Below are 20,091 nucleotides of genomic sequence, written 5' to 3'. Positions count from 1 at the left end.
AATCAGCCGCCCTTGGTGAGGGACGTCAGATCCCAGACCCGGATGGCCTTGTCGTAGCCACCGGACACGACGATGGGCCGGTCGCCGAGCTGGGCCACCGCCATGGAGGTGACCTCGTGCGGGTGGGTGAAGGACTTGCCGACCTGCTGTCCGGTGGTCGGGTCCCAGACGCGAACCGTTCTGTCCCAGCTGGCGGAGAGGATGACCGGACGACCGTCGAGTTGCGCTCTGGCCACTGCGATGATGTCGAACGTATGGCCAGTGAAAGGTTGGCCGATCGGTCTTCCCGAGGCAAGGTCCCACAGGCGCACGGTTTTGTCGTCACCGGAGATGATGATCGGACGATCATCAATCTGCATTACTGCCAAGGACTTGGCCCTGCGGATGTTCTCGAATGTTTGGCCCATCTGTCTGCCTGTAGTCAGATCCCATACTTGAACCGCGTCTCCACCGCCGGAGACGGCGACCGGCCGCCCGTTTACTTGCCCCACCACCACCCGAGTACTGCTGGCATAACTGTTGATGGTGTACGGTTCGCCAATCTGCTTTCCTGTGGTCAGGTCCCAGACATACATCGCGTCTTCAGAGCCGACGGAGACGGCGACCGGGCGACCGTTCAGCCGGGACACTGCCATCGAATGGATTCCATAGGTATGCTTTGTTATCAGCTCGTCAAGCTGTTCTCCAGTGGAGAGATCCCATATTCGAATGGTGTTGTCGGTACTGCTGGAAATGATGGCGGGAAAGCCGTTCAATTGTGTCACCGCCACGGTGGAGATCGACCGACTGTGTCCTATGAGCGGTTCGCCAATCTGTTTCCCCGTACTGAGATTCCATATCCGGATGGTGTTGTCGGCGCTGCCGGAGACGATGATTGGCGAACCATTTAACTGCGCCACTGCCACTGTGTTGATGGAGTCGATGTGACCGGTCAAGGGTTTGCTGGGAAGAACCACATCTTTCGGAAGAACTGGACCGGTCAGTTCGGTAGAGGCAGGCGCTGGGTCAGGTGGTGCGGTGGACGGTGTGGCTGATGCAGCGGCGGTCCCTGCGGGTGAGGAACTCATATCGGTGGGGGCTGTCTGTGAATAGAGGGCGACTCCTGCGATGACACCGATGGTGACCGCTGCTGCCGTGGCCGCTACGAGGACCGGGATCCGGCGGCGTGTGGATGCCGTTGGCAGGGCCAGGGCCCCGGCTGACCATCCGGACGGCGCAGTCGGTACCGGTCCGCCCTGCCTGATGCCGGAGACTGGAGGGCGGCGCCGATCAGGACTCGGAAGCTCTTTGCTGCTCGGGTTCGCATCCGGTTCCGCTGCCTGATCCGGCTGCCGAGGAAACGGGTGGGCGCCGGCGCGGGATGGACCTGATGATGGGGGTCCCTGAGAACCACCGTGCTCCCCGGGGGTGCCGTATCTGGTCACGTCGTCAGGATCGATGCGAACCGGTGCGCCGGGTCTCCGGTCGGCAGGGACACGATCACGGCCGGACGTGTTCCGCGCAGCCGTCATCCCGGAAGACGGCGCGGATGCGGTGTGATTCCCTCTCCGAGAACCGTTCCCTTCGTTGGACCCGGGAGAGGCTCCGTGGCCGGTCAGCGTGGTGAGCACCTGGTCGGCCGTCGGCCGGGCGGTGGGCTCCTTGGCCAGGCAGGCAGCGAGCAGCGACCACAGGCCGCGCGGTACCCCGTTCAGGTCCGGCTCGCCGCCCATGACGGCGTTCATCACCGCCGCCGGGTGCTGTCCGGTGAAGGCCGCATGTCCGGTCGCGGCGTAGACCATGGTGGCGGCCCAGGCGAACATGTCGGCGGCCGGGCCGGCGGGCTGGTCGGAGAGCTGCTCAGGGGCCATGTAGCCGGGGCTGCCCACCAGCGCGGAACTGGTGACGCCGGCCTCCAGGATGCGGGCGATGCCGAAGTCGATGACCACCGGCCCCTCCGGACCCATGATCACGTTGGCCGGTTTGAAGTCCCGGTGCACGATCCCCACCCGGTGGATGGCGGCCAGCGCGGTCGCCGTGGCGACGGCCAGGCGCTCCAGCCCGCTGCCGGTGCGGGGGCCCTCACCGGCGACCAGCTGCTGCAGCGACGGTCCGGGGACGTACTCGCTGACCAGGTAGGGCCGTCCCTCGCTGACGCCGGCCTCCAGGATCTGGGCGGTGCAGAACACCGCGACCCGGCGGGCGAGGGCGGCCTCCCGCTCGAAGCGCTCCCGGACGGCGGCCTCGGCGGCCATGCGGGTGTGCAGCACCTTGACCGCGACCCGCCGCCCCGAGGGGGCCTGGCCGAGGTAGACCGTGCCCTGGCCGCCCTCGCCCAGCACGCCCACCAGACGGTATGCACCCATCTGCTGCGGGTCGCTCGCGCTCAGGCGGTTGGGATCGGGCACCGTCAGCCTCCTCACCCGCCGCACGGGCCGGACTTCGCTGACACCCGGCACGGCGGACGGCAATGGTCACAAGAGTCTGATCAGCACCCTGTCACAACCGTCCATCGTCCCGCCATATCCAGCGGAGACGGCGGAATTTCTGGGGATTCCCGGCTGTCCGCCACCACTGTTAATGAAGCGGCCGTAATCGACGAAAGGCCGCGCGGGCCTTCCCGGGACCCCGGATGCGGGTCCGGATGTGAGGGAAGAGCCCGCGCGGCCTCACCGCGCTCGAAACGACCGGCTCCCGGAACGGTCGGCTCCGGGCCGCCGGGTGCTCCTCGTCAAAGGAGCACCCGTTCCGGGGTTTCAGCCGTGACCGTCGCGACTACCAGTCACCGCCGCCGAAGTCGCCTCCGCCCCAGTCACCGCCGCCGAAGTCGCCTCCGCCGCCGAAGTCGCCTCCGCCGCCGAAGTCACCGCCGGCGTCGGAGACGCCCTCCTGGTAACCGGCGCCGTAGCCCATGCCGTAGCCGCCCATGCCCCAGCCGCCCATCATGCTGCCGAGCATCGTGCCGACGAGCATGCCGCTCATCACGTCGCCGAAGCCGCCGTAGTAGCCGTAGGCGTAGGGCTGGTAGGCCGGGCCCGCGTCGTAGTAGGGGCGGCGCTGGCCGTTGATCATGACCTCGCGGGTCTGCGGCTCGAAGCCGCGCTCGATGGCCTCGGCGTCGGCCGCGCAGGCCGGGACGTCGCGCAGCGCGCCGCCGGGCGGGGCCCAGCGCACGTCGCGGACCGAGGGGCCGTGCTGCGGGTTGAAGAAGCACGGCGAGCGCCGCTCGGGGAGCGGAAGGTGGTTGACGCGGGCCTTCACGCAGGCGAGGGCGTAGCGGCCCTCCTCCAGCGCGGTGGTCACGCCGCGCAGCTCGTCGGGGCGCTTGACGGCTTCGAGCTCCACCTTGGCCCGCTCGTAGGAGTCGAGCGCGCGCGTCCAGTCGTCCTGGTGGTCGCCGCCGTCGGTGAGCATCTTGACGTCCATGTCCAGCGCGGTGATCTCCTCGCCGAACTTGGTGACGTCCTCGTCCACGGTCTGCTTGACGGCGGCCAGTTCGGCGGCCTCGCGGACCTCGCGCTCCTTCTTCTTCTTGCGGGAGTAGAGGAAGAGCCCTCCACCGCCCGCCAGGGCCAGCACCAGGATGCCGACCAGCACACCCGCGCCGGAGCCCCCTCCGCCGGAGGAGGAGCTCTCGGACCCGCCGGCGCCGTCCACGCTCAGGGCGCCCCGGGTGTCACCGGACTCGGCGAGCTTCACCCGCCTGACGAAGTCCTGCATCCCGCTGGTGATGTCGTCGTTGCTCCGGAGAGTCGCCCTGGCGATGTTCTCCGCGACACCCGCACGGAGGGAGCTGGACATGGCGAACAGGGTGGGGCCGTCCAGGAGGGCGATGGTCGCCTTGTCCGTGCCCTGCGCCTTCAACTGCCGGCCGAGCGTCGTGACGAACTGACGAGTGGCCGATCCTGTGGCCACCGTGCCGTCCGGCAGCGCGACCACGTAGATCGGGGGTTTCGCCCCCGTGACGGAGTCACGGATGGCGGACTGCTCGGCTCCGGTCAAGGTCGAGCCCGACTCCACATAGAGGGGGTCCTTGGCCCACGCCGAGATGATCGTGTCGGGGTCGGGCGCCGCCGCGTGGGCCGGCGGAGCGGTCATGAGGATGGCCAGGAGCCCGGCGAACATCGCGGCGATCGCGGCACCGAGACGACCTGGCGCGAACTTTGTGGTGGTCACGGCAGATTGCCTCCTTCGTCCCTTAAGGACGAATGAGTGGACATCGGAGTTCCCTACTACCCGACCGTATCCCCTTCATCCCGGGATCGGGCGCGGCGGCGGGACATCGGTGCGGGGCATCCGCGAATCCGAGATCCGTTCGGTGGCGCGGACGGGCCGCCGACCGGGGCGACCCGCTCGGGCGGCCCGTCCGCGCGATGGCCGGAGTCAGGCGTCCTTGATGTCGCAGAGCACGGCGCCGGAGGTCACGGTCTGCCCGACCGCCGCGCTCAGCCCGGTCACGGTGCCGGACTTGTGCGCGGTCAGCGGCTGCTCCATCTTCATCGCCTCCAGCACCACGATCGTGTCCCCGGCGGCGACCGTGTCCCCGTCGGTGGCGACCACCTTCACGATCGTGCCCTGCATCGGGCTGACCAGCGCGTCCCCGCTCGCGGCCTTCTTCGCCGCGCCGCCGCCCCCGCGCCGCCGCGGCGCCGCGGCCGACCCGGAGGTCCCCGGGGCGCGGCCCGCACCCGGACCGGCCAGGCCGAACCCGGCCGGGAGCACGACCTCCAGCCGCTTGCCGCCCACCTCGACCGTGATCCGCTCACGCTCGGCGGGCTCGGGCCCGGACTCATCACCGGTCTCCCCGGCGTACGGCGGGATCGTGTTGTCGAACTCGGTCTCGATCCACCGCGTGTGCACGGAGAACGGCTCGCCCTCGACCGGCGGGGCGAACGCCGGGTCGGTCACGACCGCCCGGTGGAAGGGCAGCACGGTCGGCATGCCGTCGATCTCGAACTCGGCCAGCGCCCGCCGGGCGCGCTCCAGCGCCTGCCCGCGCGTGGCGCCGGTCACGATCAGCTTGGCCACCAGCGAGTCGAACGACTGCGGCACGGTCATCCCGGTCTCGTAACCGGAGTCCAGCCGCACCCCCGGTCCCGAGGGCGTGTTCATGCGGGTGATGGTGCCGGGGGCGGGCAGGAAGCCGCGCCCGGCGTCCTCGGCGTTGATCCGGAACTCGACGGAGTGCCCGCGCAGCTCCGGGTCGCCGTAGCCGAGCTCCTCGCCGTCGGCGATCCGGAACATCTCGCGGACCAGGTCGATCCCGGAGACCTCCTCGGTGACCGGGTGCTCGACCTGCAGCCGGGTGTTGACCTCCAGGAACGAGATCGTGCCGTCCTGGCCGACCAGGAACTCGCAGGTGCCCGCGCCGACGTATCCGGCCTCCCGCAGGATCGCCTTGGAGCTGTCGTACAGCAGTTCCAGCTGCCGGTCGGACAGGAACGGCGCGGGGGCCTCCTCCACCAGTTTCTGGTGGCGGCGCTGCAGCGAGCAGTCGCGCGTCGAGATCACCGCGACCGCTCCGTATCTGTCGGCCAGGCACTGGGTCTCCACGTGCCGGGGCCGGTCCAGGTAGCGCTCGACGAAGCACTCGCCCCGGCCGAAGGCGGTGACCGCCTCCCGCACCGCCGACTCGTAGAGCTCGGGGATCTCCTCCAGGGTGCGGGCGACCTTGAGTCCGCGCCCGCCGCCGCCGTACGCCGCCTTGATCGCGATCGGCAGGCCGTGCTCGGTGGCGAAGGCGACGACCTCCTCGGCTCCGGAGACGGGGTCGGCGGTGCCCGCGACCAGCGGCGCGCCGACCTTCTGCGCGATGTGCCGGGCCTGGACCTTGTCGCCGAGCGCGGTGATCGCGGAGGGCGGCGGGCCGATCCAGGTGAGGCCCGCGTCGATGACGGCCTGCGCGAAGGCGGCGTTCTCGGCGAGGAAGCCGTATCCCGGGTGGACGGCGTCCGCGCCGGTGGCTGCCGCGACGCGCAGCAGCTTGGCGATGTCGAGGTAGGTCTCGGCCGGGCTCTGCCCTTCCAGTGCGTAGGCCTCGTCGGCGACGCGCACGTGCAGGGCGTCGCGGTCCTGGTCGGCATAGACGGCGACGCCGGTGAGCCCGGCGTCCTTGCAGGCACGGGCGATTCGCACGGCGATCTCACCACGGTTGGCGATCAGGACCTTCTGCACCGGATCGTTCCCTTCGTACACGCGAGCAGGGGGCTGCGAGCCTTCAGGGAGTGTAAGCGTCTCCTGATGTCCAGGTCTTGTCGGGGACGCTCAACGGCCGAGATAAGCTCCGCCGTTGACGTGGACGACCTGTCCGGTCAGGTGGCGCGCCTGGGGGGAGGCCAGGAATCTCACGGTCTCCGCCACGTCCTCGGGCGTGCCGGCGCGCCCGTTCCGGGTGTTCTCCACCCGGCGCCGGACCCCCTCCTCGGTGAGGCGCCCCCGGAAGAACTCGGTGTCCACGATCAGGCCGGGGGAGACGACGTTCGCGGTGACGCCGCGCGGGCCGAGCTCGGCGGCCAGGTCGGCGGTCCACGCCTCCAGGGCCGCCTTGGCCGCGCCGTACGAGCCGGACCCGGTGCCCCGGGCCGCGATCGAGCCGATGGTGACGATCCGGCCGTCGTCGGCGAGCCGGGGGAGCAGCGCGCTCGTGACCAGTACGGCCGACATCAGGTTGGCGTTGAGGTTGGCCCACCAGCCCTCGGCCACGTCCATCAGGTCGCCGTCGTCGGCCGGGCGGTCCAGGTCGGTGTTCCCGCCCGCGTTGTTGACCAGCACGTCCACCCGGGAGGGCAGCCTGTCCAGCGCCTCGCCCACGGCGACCGGGTTGGCCGCGTTGAAGGCGACGGCGGCGACGAGGCCGGTGCGGCCGGAGTCCAGCCGGTCGGCGGCCTCCTTGAGGACGTGCTCGCGCCGCCCGGTGACGGTGACCCGGTCGCCCTGGGAGAGGAAGGCCGCTGCGACGGCGTAGCCGATCCCGGTGCCTCCACCGGTCACCACGATCTCACGCATTGCCGATAATCCCTCATGCGTAGATAAGACGATAAAAACAGTCACAATAGCTGGCGGAGATCATAACCGATAGGTATAACCCAGGTAGCGAATAGTTCGTGCGCGTATCGTGAGTCCGTTTGGTGACCCCTCTGACACCGACCTCCGAAGGAGACGGCATGAGTAACCTGCTCGGCGGCAACCCGGCGGAAATGCAGCAGATGGCCACGCAGTTCAACCAGCGGGCTGATCAGGTACGAGAGATCGTGGCGGCGCTGAACAACGAGGCGGCTAAGGTCGGCAACTCCTGGACCGGTCCGGGGGCCATACGATTCGGCCAGGCATGGCAGGAGTACAGGGTCGCCTTCGAGCGCATGGCAGGAGAGCTCGCCCACGCCTCGCAGGTCATTAACTCGTACCAGCGCAACATCGAGTCCGCCACACAGTGACCCGATCCGCCACGGCGCCGCCCCGGCACTGAGACACCGCCGGGGCGGCGCCGTGGCGTTCCGCCGTCTGCGGCAGCCTCACCCCGGCAGCGCCGCCTGCACCGGGGTCACCGCGCCCAAGGTGACGAGCAGCCCCCGTCCCGGAGGGCCGCCGACCGCGCCGCGCGGCAGCCGTACGGTGAACAGGTCGCCGTCGGAAGGGCTCTGGACCGAGAGCAGCAGGCCGGTGCGGGACTTGCGGGCCTCGGCGGCGAACCCCCGGTAGGCCGTGGTCAGGTCCCCGGTGGCGCCGGCGACGATCAGGCCGTGCTCGCCGTCCCGCCCGGTGCGCAGCACCTGTTCCAGGGCCGTGCCGAGCGGGCTGTCGACGGAGACCAGCTCGGCGTCGTCGACCAGCACGACGTAGCGCTCCAGCCCGGCGACCGCCCCGCCCAGGTCGCCGCCGCCGTCGAGCACGGCCAGCACCCCCTCGGCGCCCTCCAGGCCGCGCAGCGGGCTGCGCCGCGGGGTGACCAGCACCACCGGGGTGCCCCGGGAGAGCAGGGACCGGGCGGCCGTCAGCAGCGCGGAGGAGCGACCGGACCGGGGCGGGCCCCCGATGACCGCGCCGGGACCCTGGGCGAGCAGGTCGACGCCGAGCGGCGTCAGGGAGTCGCCCCCGACGCCGAGCAGCGCCCACAGGGGGGAGGGCGGCGCGAAGGACGGCGCCAGGTCCATCGCCTGGGCCGCGGTGATCCGCGTCGGCAGCGGGTCCACCCGCAGCGGCGGCTCGCCGTCCCAGATCCACGCGCCGGGTCTCCCCGCGGCCTCTCCGGCCTCCCCGGCGGACCGCCCCGCGCCCCCGCCCGCGAGGTCGCCCGGCCGCCCGCCCGCGAGGTCGCCCGGCCGCCCGCCCCCGGCGGCGCCGGGGAACCTGGCGGGCACCGTGCGGGCGAGCGCCTGCACCACGGCGACCTGGGCGGGGCCGGAGGGGTCGTCGTGGAGCAGGGCGATCTGGCTCTCGGTCAGGCCGTGCTCGCCCATGGACAGCGCCCGGCCGGGACCGAGGGCGGCGGGCAGGTCCTTGACGGGCAGCCCGGCCAGGCCGTAGTCGGCGGGATCGGCCAGGCGCAGCACCAGCCGGTCGTCGAAGACCGTGGAGATCTGCCCGATCAGCGCGGACCGGTCGCCGGTCACCACGGCCCGGAGCCCGACCGCCGGCCCCTCCCGCAGCAGCTGCAGCAGCGCGTCGATCAACCGGCCGTAGTCGTAGCCCTCGAACGCGGCGACGAACCCCTCCCAGCGGTCGAGCAGCAGCACCATCCAGGGCAGCCGCGGAGTCCCCCCGGCGGCCCGCAGCTCGGTCAGGGAGGCGTATCCGGCCTCCGCCAGCAGCTGCTGTCGCCGTCCGACCTCGGCCCGCAACCGGGTCAGCAGGCGTTCGACCCGGTCGAGCTGGTCCCGGGTCACGACGGCGCCGCAGTGCGCCATCGCCACCAGGGGCAGCAGCGCCCCCGACCCGCAGTCGATCGCGTGGACGTGCACGTCCTGCGGGGAGGCGCCCGCCGCGATCGCCCCGGCCAGTGTGCGCAGCGCGGTGGACCGGCCGCTGCGCGCGGTGCCGGCGACGAGCAGGTGCCCGCCGTGCGGCAGGTCCAGCGTCAGCGCCCGCCGGTCCTGGGCCCACGGCAGGTCGGTCACCCCGAACACCAGCGGCGGGACCTCCTCGCGCCCCGTCCGGTACGGCGGCGCGCCCCCGGCCGCCTCCCGCGCCCCGGCCGCCTCCCGCGCCCCGCTCGCCTCCCGCGCCCCGCTCGCCTCCCGCGCCCCGCTCGCCTCCCGGGCACCGCCCGCCGGGTCGCGGGACGCCCGCCCCGCCTCCTGCTTCCCGCCGGTACGGGAGACGTCCGAAAGGACCGGCTCCGGCAGCTCCGGGAGCCCGGGGGCGACGACGAGGCCGGGGAGCGGCTCCAGCCAGGGGCTGGGCTGCTCGGGGATCCCGGCGGCGCGGGCCGCGGCCACCAGCGCGTCGACGAGCAGCGACAGGTCGGTGGCGGCGGCGCCTTCCGGCCCCGCCTCCGGCATGGCGGGGGGATGCCCCAGCGCCCGCCAGCCGACCTCCGTCACCCGCGTCCTGGCCTCGCTCGCGGCCGGGCTCCGCCCGCCGATCCGCGCGGTCTGCACCGCCGCCGGCGTGCCCGTCCCCGACCGCACGTAGCACCGGCCGGGTGTGGACTTGGAGATGTGCGCGGCGTCGGGGGTGCCGATGACGTCACTGGACTCGGCCGCCTCGGTGACCCGCAGCGCGATCCGCAGCGACGTGTTCGCCTGGATGTCGGCGGTCACCACGCCGCCGGGCCGCTGGGTGGCGAGGATCAGGTGGATGCCCAGGGAACGGCCCCGCCGGGCGATGTCCACCAGGCCGGTCATGAAGTCGGGCAGTTCGCTGACCATCGCCGCGAACTCGTCGATCACCAGCACCAGCCGGGGCAGCGGCGCCAGGGGGTCGCCGCCCCGCCCCCGCAGCGGGGTGACCGGTGACCCGGTCGAGGCGCCGAGGGGAGAAGACCCGCCCGCCACCAGCAGGTCCCGGGAGGCGCGGGCCGTCTGGGCGTCGCGCAGCGCGTGGTAGTCCTCGATGTCCTTGGCCCCGGCGGCCAGCAGCAGCCGCTCCCGGCGCCGGATCTCGGCGGCCAGGGAGGCCAGGGCCCGCTGGGTCAGGTGGCCGTCCAGGTCGCTGACCATGCCGACCGTGTGCGGGAGCCGCACGCACTCCTTGAAGGCCGCCCCGCCCTTGTAGTCGATCAGCACGAACGTCATCTCGTCCGGCCGGTTGGCCGTCGCGAGCGAGCAGATCAGGGTCTGCAGCAGCTCCGACTTGCCCGCGCCGGTGGTGCCCGCGATCAGCGCGTGCGGCCCGTCCCGGCTCAGGTCGACGGAGAACGGGCCGTCCGGCCCGGCGCCGATCACCGCCTCGGTGGAGCGGCCCCACCGCCCGGCCAGGGCCTTGCCGTCCAGTGGGTCCGGCGGGCCCGCGGGACCCGCGGGCGAGAGCCCGAGCAGGTCCAGCAGGCGTGCGGAGCCGGGCGGCGCGGTGCCCGTCTCGTCGCGGCTGACGTCGCGGACCGGGGCCAGGGCGCGGGCGAGCCGGTCGCACCAGGACACCGGGACCTGGTCGGCCAGGATCTCGCCGAGGCTCTCCAGGCCGCCGCCGAGCAGCCGGAGCCGGCCGTCCGCGCCCGCCTGGACGACGGTGGCGCACTCTTCGGGCAGCAGCCGCTGCTCGTCGTCCAGGGCCAGCGTGTGCACGCCCGCGCGGGGCCCCTGGCGCAGCACCTGCGGCATGCCGGGCAGCGCGCGCAGCACCCGCGCGCCGTCCAGCAGGACCAGCACGTCGTAGGGGCGTTCGTCGTAGCGGGGCGGGTCGGCCGGGTCGGCCGGGTCACCTCCGAGACCGCCCCAGCCGGACGGGACGCGCGGCGCGGCGGATCTGAGCGGTCCGTCGCCCTCGCCCAGGCGCTCGTCGATCAGGGCGGTCAGCTCCGCGACCCGGCGGGCCGCGGCCTCGGGGTCCGCGCCGACCAGCGCCAGGCAGTCCTCGCCGCCGTGCGGGGCGCAGTGCGGCAGCCAGCGCACCCAGTTCCACCGCCGCTCGCCGTCGCCGTGCGCGGACAGCACCACGATCGCCAGGTCGCGCGGGCTGTGCAGGGCGGCGGCCTGGCCGACGAGCCAGCGCGCCAGGCCGGAGACCGTCTCCCGGGGGCCGGTCAGACCGGCCACGCCCAGCCGCCGCATGGCCAGCGCCACCGGCACCGCCCGGCAGACCGGCGGATCGGGCGGCGGGGAGTCCGGCGGCGCGCCGCGCTCCGGCACGAGCTCCAGGGCCGCGGGCAGGTCGGCGAGTCCGACCCGCAGACGCAGGGCGTCGGGGTCGTGGTCACGGCGCTCCCAGAGCCTCCGGCGCGGGCCGGTCGCGGTGAGCAGCACCTCGGCGGGGTCGGGCGCGGCGGCGCGGCGGGCGGCCTCGTCGGCGGCGCGGGCCCGCTCCAGGGCGGCCTCGAAGACCGCCAGGCGCTCCCGGTAGTCCTTCATCTGCTGCCGGTGCCGCTTGCGGCCGTGCCGCCGGTCGCTCCACCACTGCCCGATCATGATCGCCGGGCTGAGCAGCGCGAACAGCAGGAAGTACCAGGTGCGCAGCGCCCAGGCCATGCCCACCCCCAGCACCAGGGGCAGGAACGCGGTCAGCAGCTGCAGCCGCATCCCCTCGGCCCGCCGGGGCTCCACCGGCACCTCCAGCCGCCGTGCGGGCTCCGGGGGACGGATCCGGGGCGGCCGGTTGTAGGCGAGCCCGCCGTCGGGCCGGACGTCCAGGTGCGCGTCGGGCGGCTCGACGGCCGTCAGCGTCAGCACCGAGGAGCCGCAGGTGAGCACCGCGTGCTCGGGCCAGTCCACCGCCTCCTCCACCGGCACGCCGTCCAGCGCGGAGACCGCGCCGCGCGCCGCCGCGCTCCCCGCCTCCGGCCCGGTGCCCTCCGCCGCTCCCCGCTCGGTGCGTTTCGCCCTCGGCCGGGCGTTCTCCGTCCCCGGTACGGCGGGCGCCGCGGTGCCCGGTACGGCGGGCTCCACCGTGACGGCGTCCGGCGTGAGCCGCACCACGGCGGCCCGGCCGGGCAGCAGCGGGTCGCGCAGGGCCACCGTGCAGGCGGGGTCGGAGCCGATGGCGTGCACGCCGAAGCCGAGGCGGTGCACGGACCCGGCGGAGGGGCCGCCGCAGACCCGGACCTCCACGATGCCGGCGGGCTCCTCGGCGAAGGTGGAGACGGCCAGGCGCCGGTCCAGGGTGACCAGGTCGCCGTCGCGCAGGAGGCCGAGCACGGGGGCGTCCGCGGGCAGCACCCGGCCGTCCAGCCACAGGTCGGGGGGTGCGGCCCCGGCGCCGGCGCGGCCCAGGCCGTAGGGGGCCCGGCTGCGGGTCAGCCGCACCACGTTGCCGGAGCGCTCACCCGGCGGCTGACCGGCGAGCGCCTCGGCGAGCCGCGCGACCGTGGTCGACTCGTCGCCCTCGACCAGGACGTCCCGGTCGGCGTGCTCGCTGAGCACGGTGAGCATGATCCGCATCGCCGCTCTCCTCGGTCCGGCCCTGCGCCCAACCTAATGACTGGGAACGGCAGGGGAAGGGGGGTTCGCGGCAGAAGTGCAAGCTCGGGGACAGCATGTGGAAAACGCGGCAACCTGTGGATAACCGCCGGTCGATGCCGACTTGTTATGCCGGTTCATGTGGGAAGTCGCCGCGATGGGAGCTTCCCGTCCTCTGGGGGCCGCCCGGACCGGCCTGTGGAAAACCCGGTGGAAAACTCCGGGGAAGCGGGCGGAGCCGGGGCCCGCTCCCGGTCGCGGGCCCGGGTCCGCAGCTCGTGGGCCTTCTCCTCCAGCAGCTCCGCGTAGGCGTTGACCTCGGAGGTGACCTCGGCCAGCCCGGCCGCCGCCCGGTGCAGGCGGACGGCGGTCCGCTCGGTGACCCGGACGACGGGCGGCGGGCAGGCCTCCAGGGCACGGCGTGCGGGGAGGCCGTCCTCGCGGCCGTCCTCCCGCTCGCCCTTCCCGGGGGTGCGCCCGCGGCGCAGCCGTGCGGCGACCTCGCGGACGATGAGGCGGAGCCGTCCCGGACTCGGCGGGAGCCGCCTGGACCACGTTCCCATGCCTTAAGAGTGCCACTTTTTGAACTGGTTCAGGATGAATCGCGGTGAAAAACGGCGCACGGCGGGAGGGCAGGCGGGTGAAGCCGTCGGATCTGGTGAACCGAATGACGGGTGGCACCATTGTGACGGCTGTTATTGGAATTTGTTGCTGTCCCTATCATCCGCATAAGTCAGATGTCACCTGTCAGAAGCGTAAGGTTTCAGTGGATCTCCATTGACAAACCCGTTCCTGCCGAACGAGCATTGGTCCTCGCTTTTGCCTTCAGAATGTCGGCACGGTGCGCATAATGGCGTAAACCCGATCAGCAGCCCATAAAATGATCACTCTGGGAGCCCCCGCCCGTGAGGACAACCGAGAAGCCATCGAGCCGCACCCCGGTGAACGCCGACCGGCCTGTCGCGGCGGGCACCCTGTCAGGACCGGCGTCACGCAAACTGCCCGTCTCCCCGAGGGAGCGCAAACCCGCGCTCGCGGCGCTCGCCGTCCTGCTCATCCTGGGCGGCGCGCTCGCCACCACCCTGCTCGTGCTGCGCAGCGGCGACCGGGTCGCCGCGATCCAGATCGTCCAGCAGGTCGGAGCCGGGCAGCCCATCGCCCAGACCGCGATGCGGGAGGTGCAGATCGCCGACACCGGCGTCGGGTACGTGGCCTACGCCGAGCGCGCCCGCGTCGCCGAGAACTTCGCCCGGGTCACCCTCCTGCCGGGCACCCTGCTGACCCGGGAGATGGTGGTCTCCTCCAGCGCGGAGCTGGGTCCGGGCAAGGCCCAGGTGGGGCTGGCGCTCAAGCCCGGCCAGCTGCCCGCCACGCTCCAGCCGGGCGACCGGGTCCAGGTCGTCCACGTGCCGGGCCGGGGCGGCGACTCCGGCACCGCGGCCGGGCGCGTCCTCGCGCAGAGCGCGCTCGTCCACCGCGTCGGCTCGTCGGGCCGGAACGGCTCCGGCGGGCAGGTGACGATCATCGTGGACGCCGCCGTCTCGCCCACGGTCGTGACCTACTCCTCCCGGGGCGAGATCGCCCTGGCCGAACTGCCGGGAGCGCACTGACGTGGCGCTCATCGTGCTGGCCGCCGACAAGGGCGCGCCCGGCGTGACCACGGCGGCCACGGCGCTCGGCGCGGTCTGGCCGCGCCCGGTGCTGCTGGCCGAGTGCGACCCCGCGGGAGGGGACGTCGCCTACCGGCTGCCGGCCGCCGACGGCGGCGTGCTCAACCCCGGCCGGGGGCTGCTCACCCTGGGGGCGACGGCCCGCCGCGGCCTGACCACCGCCCTGATCCACGAGCACACCCAGAAGATCGTCGGCGGGCTGGACGTGCTGGCCGGGCTCACCCACGGCGAGCAGGCGGCCGGGCTGACCTGGCTCTGGGGGCCGCTCGGCCGGGCGCTGGCCGGGCTGCCCGGCGCCGACGTGCTGGCCGACTGCGGTCGCCTGGGCGGCCACCCGGAGCTGGGGGAGCTGATCGCCGAGGCGGGGCTGGTGGTGCTGTTCACCCGGGGCAGCCTGGACCACGTCGCGCACCTGCGCGAGCGCCTGCACGTGATGCCCCGGGGCGCCCGGGTCGGGGTCGTGGTGATCGCCGACCCCCGGCAGTACCGCGGCACGATCGAGGACGTCCGCCGGATCGTGGCCGCCACCAGCAAGGACGTCGCCTTCGTGGCGGGGCTGGCGCACGACCCCAAGGGCGCGGAACTGCTGCGGGGCCAGTGGGGCGGCCGGCTGGACCGCTCGCTGCTGATCCGCACCGCCCGCGAGCTCGCCGGCCGCCTGGCCGCCGAGGCGGTCCCGCGCGAGGCCCGGGACGCCATCGCCCCGGGACCGGCCTCCTCGCCCCGGGGGCCGGCCTCACCCCCGGGACGGACCTCAGCCCCGGTCCCGGGAACGGTCCCGGCCACGGTCCCGGGCGCGCCACCGCGTACCGCCCCCGGCGCGGACCCCGGTACGGGCGCTCTCCGGGGCGCGGTCCCGGGCGCCCTCCCGGGCACCGGCCTGGGCGCCCGGACGTCCCGCACCGCCCCCGGCCCGTACGGCGAGGCCCCCGCCCCGCAGGGCGCCCCGGCCCCGTATCCGGCCCCGGCCGGATGGCGGGAGGAGGGCACGTGAGCGAGCGGAGCGGGCGAACCAGGGGCGCAGCGGCATCGCCCGTGCGGCCGGCGGAGGAGGACGCATGAGCATCGACCACACCCTGGTGAAGCGGTTCCGGCAGGAGGTCGGCGACCGGCTGGCCCACCAGCGGCGGCTGGACCAGGCGAGCGGCCTGACCCCGATGACCGGCGAGGACGAGCGCCAGTTCGCCCGCGCGCTGATCGCTCAGGTGCTGGAGGAGTACGCCCGCGGCGAGATCGGCGTCGGCCGCACCCCGCCCACCGCCGAGGAGGAGGAGGCGCTCGCCTCCGGCATCCACGCGGCGCTCTTCGGCGTGGGCCGGCTCCAGCCGCTGCTCGACGACCCCGAGGTCGAGAACATCGACATCAACGGCTGCGACCGGGTCTTCATCGGCTACGCCGACGGCCAGGAGCTCATGGGCGAGCCGGTCGCCGAGTCCGACGACGAGCTGGTCGAGCTGATCCAGATCCTCGCCGCCTACAGCGGCCTGTCCAGCAGGCCGTTCGACACCGCCAACCCCCAGCTGGACCTGCGGCTGCCGGACGGCTCCCGGCTCTCGGCGGTCATGGACGTGACGGTCCGCCCCTCGATCTCCATCCGCCGCGCCCGGCTCGGCAAGGTCTTCCTCAGCGACCTGGTGGGCAACGGCACGCTCACCCCGAAGCTGGGCCGCTTCCTGTCGGCCGCCGTGGCGGCCAGGAAGAACATCATGATCGCCGGGTCCACGAACGCCGGGAAGACGACCCTGCTGCGGGCGCTGGCCAACGAGATCCCGCCGCACGAGCGGCTGATCACCGTCGAGCGCGCGCTGGAGCTCGGCCTCGACCAGTTCCCCGAGCTCCACCCCAACGTGGTGGCCTTCGAGCAGAGGCTGCCCAACTCCGAGGGCCAGGGCGAGATCAGCATGGCCGAGCTGGTCCGCCGCTCCCTGCGGATGAACCCCTCCCGGGTGATCGTCGGCGAGGTCCTCGGAGACGAGATCGTCACCATGCTCAACGCGATGACCCAGGGCAACGACGGCTCGCTCTCCACCATCCACGCCAACTCCTCGATGGAGGTCTTCAACCGGATCGCGACCTACGCGCTCCAGGCCGTCGAGCGCCTGCCGATCGACGCGACCCACATGCTGATCGCGGGCGCGATCGACTTCGTGGTCTTCATCGAGAAGCGCAACGAGTACGCCAGGGGCGGGACGCTGCGGCGCTTCGTGTCGAGCGTGCGCGAGGTGGCCGGGGTCGACGGCCGGGTGCTCTCCTCGGAGGTCTTCGCCGCCGCCCCGGACGGCCGCGTCCTGCCGCACGCGCCGCTGTCCTGCCTGGAGGAGCTGGCCCGGCACGGCTACGACCCCGGGGAGTGGGCGTGATCCCGATCCCGCCGGGGCTGTTCGACCCGCTGGCGCTGCTGGCCGGGGCCGCGGTCGGCGGCGGCCTGTTCCTGCTCGGCCTCGCCCTGTACGGCGTGCGCCCCCGGCCGGCCACGCCCGGCAGGAAGGCCGCCCGGCGCGAGTTCCTGCGGGCCCTGTCCACCCGGACGGCGGCCGGGGTGATCTCCGGAGTGGCGGTGCTCCTGGTGACCGGGTGGCCGGTGATGGCGGCCGGCGCCGTCCTGCTCGCCCTGGGCTGGCGCGGCCTGTCCGGCGGCGCGGCCGAGGAGCGCACGGCGATGCACCGGCTGGAGGGGCTGGCCGCCTGGACCGAGTCCCTGCGCGACACCATCGCCGGGGCCTCCGGACTGGAGCAGGCGATCCCGTCGTCGATCCGGGCCGCGTCCCCCACGCTCCGCCCGCACCTGCGCGGGCTGGTGGACCGCCTGCACACCCGGATGCCGCTGCCCGACGCGCTCCGCCGGTTCGCCGACGAGCTGGACGACCCCTCCGCCGACCTGGTGATCGCCGCGCTGATCCTCAACTCCCGGCTCCGCGGCCCCGGCCTGCGCGACGTGCTCGGCGCGCTCGCCGTCTCGGCCCGCGAGGAGCTCGACATGCGCCGCCGGGTGGAGGCCGAGCGCCGCTCCACCCGGCGCAGCGTGCAGATCGTGGTCGGCACGGCGGTCGCCTTCGCGGCGATGCTGGTGGTGTTCAACCCCGACTACGTCGCCGAGTACGACGACGCCCTCGGCCAGGCCGTCCTGGTCGTGGTCGCGGGCTTCTTCGGCGCCGGGTTCGCCTGGATGCGCCGCCTGGCCCGCTTCGACAAACCCGCCCGCCTGCTGGGCCTGTCCACCGGAGGCGAGGTCCGCGATGACTGAGGCGCTGCTCGCCGGAGGGGTGCTCGGCCTCGGGGTGTTCCTGCTGGCCCGGGCGCTGTTCCCGGCGCGGCCGGGGCTGGTGACGCGGCTGCTGGCGCTGGACGCGGCCCGGGAGGGCACCGACGCCCCGCGGATGCGGCTCGTCCTGCCCGACGAGGAGGTCAGCGCCTTCCGGCGCGGCCTGGGGCTGCGGCTGGCCCGCTTCTACGCGGCCCGGGGCTGGGAGGTCCGCTCCGCCAGGGCCGACCTGGCGCTGCTCGGCAAGTCCTTCGAGGGGTTCCTGGCGACGAAGGCGCTGCTGGCCGCCTCCGGCCTGCTGGCCTTCCCGCTGCTGGCCGGCTGGCTGGCGCTGATGGGATGGGGCGTCTCGCCGACCGTGCCGCTGTGGGCCGCGCTCGCGGCGGCCGTGGTCTTCTTCTTCCTGCCCGACCTGCAGATCCGGCGGGACGCCGCCCGGATGCGCCGCGACTTCCGGCACGTGGTCGGCGCCTTCCTCGATCTGGTGGCGATGAACCTGGCCGGCGGGCGCGGCGTGCCCGAGGCGCTGATGATGGCGGTCTCCGTCGGCACGCCGGGGGCGTCCGGCGCGCCCGGAGCCGGGGGCGCCGGAGGCGGGGGCGGCGCGGCGGACTCCGGCGAGGGGGCGAACTGGGCGATGGCCCGGATCCGCGAGGCGCTCGGCAACGCCAGGATCGTCGGCATCACCCCGTGGCAGGCGCTCGGCCAGCTCGGCGACGAGATCAACGTGGACGAGCTGCGCGACCTGTCCGCCGCGCTCGGCCTGGTCGCCGACGACGGCGCCAAGGTCCGCGCCTCCCTGACCGCCCGCGCGGCCACCCTGCGCCGGCGCGAGCTGGCCGAGGTGGAGGGGCAGGCGGGGGAGCGGTCCCAGTCGATGCTCGTCGCCCAGCTCCTGCTCTGCGCGGGCTTCGTGATCTTCCTGAGTTTCCCGGCCGCTATGAAGATGTTGGGGTCATGACCATGATCAACCATCCGTGGATCGTCTATACGGTCGCCCTGCTGAGCGTGCGCCTCGACCGGGCGCGCAACGCCCCCACCCGCGGCGCCTCGGCCGTCGAGTGGGTCATCATCACCGCCATCATCGCCGGGGTCGCCCTCGGCCTCGCCACGCTCATCAGGACCCTGGTCCAGGACAAGCAGGCGGAGATCTCCGACCAGTTCGGCGGCGGTGGCGGTGGCGGTGGCGGTGGCGCTGACACCGGAGGTGGCGGCGGTGGCGACGACGAGCCGTGACCGGCCGTACGGCGCCCGCCCGCTCCAGGTCCGGCCGTACGGCCTGCGCGCGCGCCGGGTCCGGCCGTACGGCGTCCGGGGACGCCGTGACCCGGAACGGGGCGCCACCGCCGTGGAGCTGGCGATGATCATGCCGGTGGTGCTGGTCGTCATCCTGCTCGTGGTGCAGTTCGCCCTCTGGTTCCACGGGCGCCAGGTGGCCGACGCCGCCGCCCGGGAGGGGGCCCGGCTGGCCCGGCTGGACACCGACTCCTGGCGGCAGGACGCCGAGGCGCGGGCCGCGGAGGTGCTCCGGGCGGTCGGCCCGGAGCTGCTCTCCGGCGCCACCGCCACGGCGTGGGAGGAGGGCGACCGGCGCGGCGTCGAGATCACCGCCACCGCCGTCCAGGTCGTCCCGCTGCTGCCGTCCACCACGTTCACCGTCACCGCGCGCTTCGGAGGCCCCGTCGAGTGCTTCCGCCCCGACGACGGCGGTGCGGGATGCCAGTGAGCCGCCGGGCCTCGGTGCACCGCCGGGACGGGGGCGAGCGCGGGTCGCTCTCGGCCGAGACGGTGCTGCTCGCCCCGGTCTTCCTGCTCTTCCTGCTCTTCCTGGTCGGCGCGGGACGCCTCGTGGAGGCCCAGGGCGAGGTCAACGGCGCGGCCAGGGACGCCGCCCGCGCCGCGTCGGTCGAGCGGACCGGCGCGGAGGCGGAGGCGGCCGCCGCCGAGGCCGCCGAGACCTCGCTGGAGGGCGCGTGCGAGCCGCAGGTCACCTCGACCATGACCCTGCCCGCGGGGGAGGACGACGACAGGGAGGGCGGTCAGGTCCGGGTCGAGGTGACCTGCTCCCTCGACCTGGGCTTCCTCGGCTTCGGCGCGGCCAAGGAGATCCGGGGCGACTCGGTGGTCCCGCTGGAGCGCTTCCGGAGGGTCGAGGAGTGAGCCGCCTTCCCGAAGGGCCGGACCGCGGAGACCGGGGCTCGATGGCGGTCTTCACGGTGCTCTTCTCGGCCGCGGTCCTCCTGCTGGCCGGACTCCTGGTGGACGGCGGCGCCGCGATCAACGCGCGGCTGCGGGCCGCCGACGTCGCCGAGCAGGCGGCCCGGGCCGCCGCCGACCGGATCGACGTCGAGCATCTGCGGGAGACCGGCCGGACGCGGCTGCTGGAGGGCGACGTCGTCTGCGGTGAGGCCCGGGAGATCGTCTCCGCGCACGGCGGCGGCGACGTCGAGCTGGTCGCGTGCGAGCCCGGCGGCGAGCAGGTGGAGGTGACCGTCTCCGTCCGCTGGGAGGCGTTCTTCCTGGCCGCGCTCGGCTTCCCCGGCGCGGCGATGGAGGCCTCGGTCACCGCCGGCCCCGACATCGGGGACGAGACCTAGACCGAATGGGCCGAACCACTGGCCGGGCGGGTGAA

At 73.8% G+C, this 20,091-nt stretch carries 16 protein-coding genes; 10 read left to right on the top strand and 6 right to left on the bottom strand.

Going from position 1 to position 20,091, the window contains the following annotated elements:
- Positions 1 to 2 precede the first annotated feature (2 nt).
- From HS045_RS04255 to HS045_RS04240, 4 genes are all read right to left on the bottom strand, one after another.
- Entirely contained in the window at positions 3 to 2,387 is a 2,385-nt protein-coding gene (locus HS045_RS04255) for a serine/threonine-protein kinase (RefSeq protein ID WP_196449845.1), read from the bottom strand.
- 367 nt (positions 2,388 to 2,754) lie between these two features.
- Entirely contained in the window at positions 2,755 to 4,155 is a 1,401-nt protein-coding gene (locus HS045_RS04250) for a hypothetical protein (protein ID WP_196449844.1), read from the bottom strand.
- 207 nt (positions 4,156 to 4,362) lie between these two features.
- On the bottom strand, positions 4,363 to 6,153 hold the full coding sequence (locus HS045_RS04245) for a biotin carboxylase N-terminal domain-containing protein (protein ID WP_196449843.1): 1,791 nt from the start codon (positions 6,151 to 6,153) through the stop codon (positions 4,363 to 4,365).
- 90 nt (positions 6,154 to 6,243) lie between these two features.
- Complete coding sequence (locus tag HS045_RS04240; RefSeq protein WP_196449842.1) at positions 6,244 to 6,984, bottom strand: SDR family NAD(P)-dependent oxidoreductase; 741 nt, start codon at positions 6,982 to 6,984, stop codon at positions 6,244 to 6,246.
- A 158-nt stretch (positions 6,985 to 7,142) separates the two neighbouring features.
- Here HS045_RS04240 and HS045_RS04235 point away from each other — a divergent pair, with 158 nt between their 5' ends.
- Complete coding sequence (locus HS045_RS04235; RefSeq protein WP_196449841.1) at positions 7,143 to 7,412, top strand: WXG100 family type VII secretion target; 270 nt, start codon at positions 7,143 to 7,145, stop codon at positions 7,410 to 7,412.
- Positions 7,413 to 7,490: 78 nt separating this feature from the next.
- On the opposite strand, the gene HS045_RS04230 is transcribed toward HS045_RS04235, so the two are convergent.
- Both HS045_RS04230 and HS045_RS04225 read right to left on the bottom strand, forming a co-directional pair.
- Positions 7,491 to 12,509, bottom strand: coding sequence for an FtsK/SpoIIIE domain-containing protein (locus HS045_RS04230; protein ID WP_196449840.1), 5,019 nt, complete (start codon positions 12,507 to 12,509; stop codon positions 7,491 to 7,493).
- 155 nt (positions 12,510 to 12,664) lie between these two features.
- A complete protein-coding gene (locus tag HS045_RS04225) occupies positions 12,665 to 13,090 on the bottom strand; it encodes a hypothetical protein (RefSeq protein WP_196449839.1) in 426 nt (141 codons plus the stop codon).
- Between the two features lie 342 nt (positions 13,091 to 13,432).
- Here HS045_RS04225 and HS045_RS04220 point away from each other — a divergent pair, with 342 nt between their 5' ends.
- The 9 genes from HS045_RS04220 to HS045_RS04180 all read left to right on the top strand — a co-directional run bounded on the left by HS045_RS04220 (position 13,433) and on the right by HS045_RS04180 (position 20,056).
- Positions 13,433 to 14,137: a hypothetical protein gene (locus tag HS045_RS04220; protein ID WP_196449838.1), complete on the top strand. Its 705-nt coding sequence runs from the start codon at positions 13,433 to 13,435 to the stop codon at positions 14,135 to 14,137.
- 1 nt (position 14,138) lies between these two features.
- A complete protein-coding gene (locus tag HS045_RS04215; protein ID WP_307827380.1) occupies positions 14,139 to 15,191 on the top strand; it encodes a hypothetical protein in 1,053 nt (350 codons plus the stop codon).
- Positions 15,192 to 15,255: 64 nt separating this feature from the next.
- The gene (locus HS045_RS04210) at positions 15,256 to 16,557 is read left to right on the top strand and encodes a CpaF family protein (protein ID WP_196449837.1); all 1,302 of its coding nucleotides are present in this window, start codon (positions 15,256 to 15,258) and stop codon (positions 16,555 to 16,557) included.
- Positions 16,554 to 17,441 (top strand): type II secretion system F family protein, encoded by an 888-nt coding sequence (locus HS045_RS04205; RefSeq protein ID WP_196449836.1) that lies wholly within the window; start codon positions 16,554 to 16,556, stop codon positions 17,439 to 17,441. Before HS045_RS04210 ends, HS045_RS04205 begins: the two co-directional genes overlap by 4 nt.
- On the top strand, positions 17,434 to 18,420 hold the full coding sequence (locus HS045_RS04200) for a type II secretion system protein (RefSeq protein ID WP_196449835.1): 987 nt from the start codon (positions 17,434 to 17,436) through the stop codon (positions 18,418 to 18,420). Before HS045_RS04205 ends, HS045_RS04200 begins: the two co-directional genes overlap by 8 nt.
- Entirely contained in the window at positions 18,417 to 18,695 is a 279-nt protein-coding gene (locus HS045_RS04195; RefSeq protein ID WP_230883423.1) for a Flp family type IVb pilin, read from the top strand. Before HS045_RS04200 ends, HS045_RS04195 begins: the two co-directional genes overlap by 4 nt.
- The gene (locus HS045_RS04190; protein ID WP_307827379.1) at positions 18,676 to 19,185 is read left to right on the top strand and encodes a TadE/TadG family type IV pilus assembly protein; all 510 of its coding nucleotides are present in this window, start codon (positions 18,676 to 18,678) and stop codon (positions 19,183 to 19,185) included. The genes HS045_RS04195 and HS045_RS04190 overlap by 20 nt, the downstream gene beginning before the upstream one ends.
- Positions 19,176 to 19,619 carry a TadE/TadG family type IV pilus assembly protein gene (locus HS045_RS04185; RefSeq protein ID WP_196449834.1) on the top strand — a complete coding sequence of 148 codons (444 nt, stop codon included), beginning with the start codon at positions 19,176 to 19,178 and terminating at the stop codon, positions 19,617 to 19,619. The genes HS045_RS04190 and HS045_RS04185 overlap by 10 nt, the downstream gene beginning before the upstream one ends.
- Entirely contained in the window at positions 19,616 to 20,056 is a 441-nt protein-coding gene (locus HS045_RS04180; protein ID WP_307827378.1) for a pilus assembly protein TadG-related protein, read from the top strand. The genes HS045_RS04185 and HS045_RS04180 overlap by 4 nt, the downstream gene beginning before the upstream one ends.
- Positions 20,057 to 20,091 lie beyond the last annotated feature (35 nt).

Origin of the sequence: Planomonospora sp. ID82291 (assembly GCF_015711645.1) — a bacterium.
In the GTDB taxonomy this organism is placed as follows: domain Bacteria; phylum Actinomycetota; class Actinomycetes; order Streptosporangiales; family Streptosporangiaceae; genus Planomonospora.
Note: the sequence above shows the minus strand (reverse complement) of the source record. Positions and strands in the feature narration are given on the sequence as shown.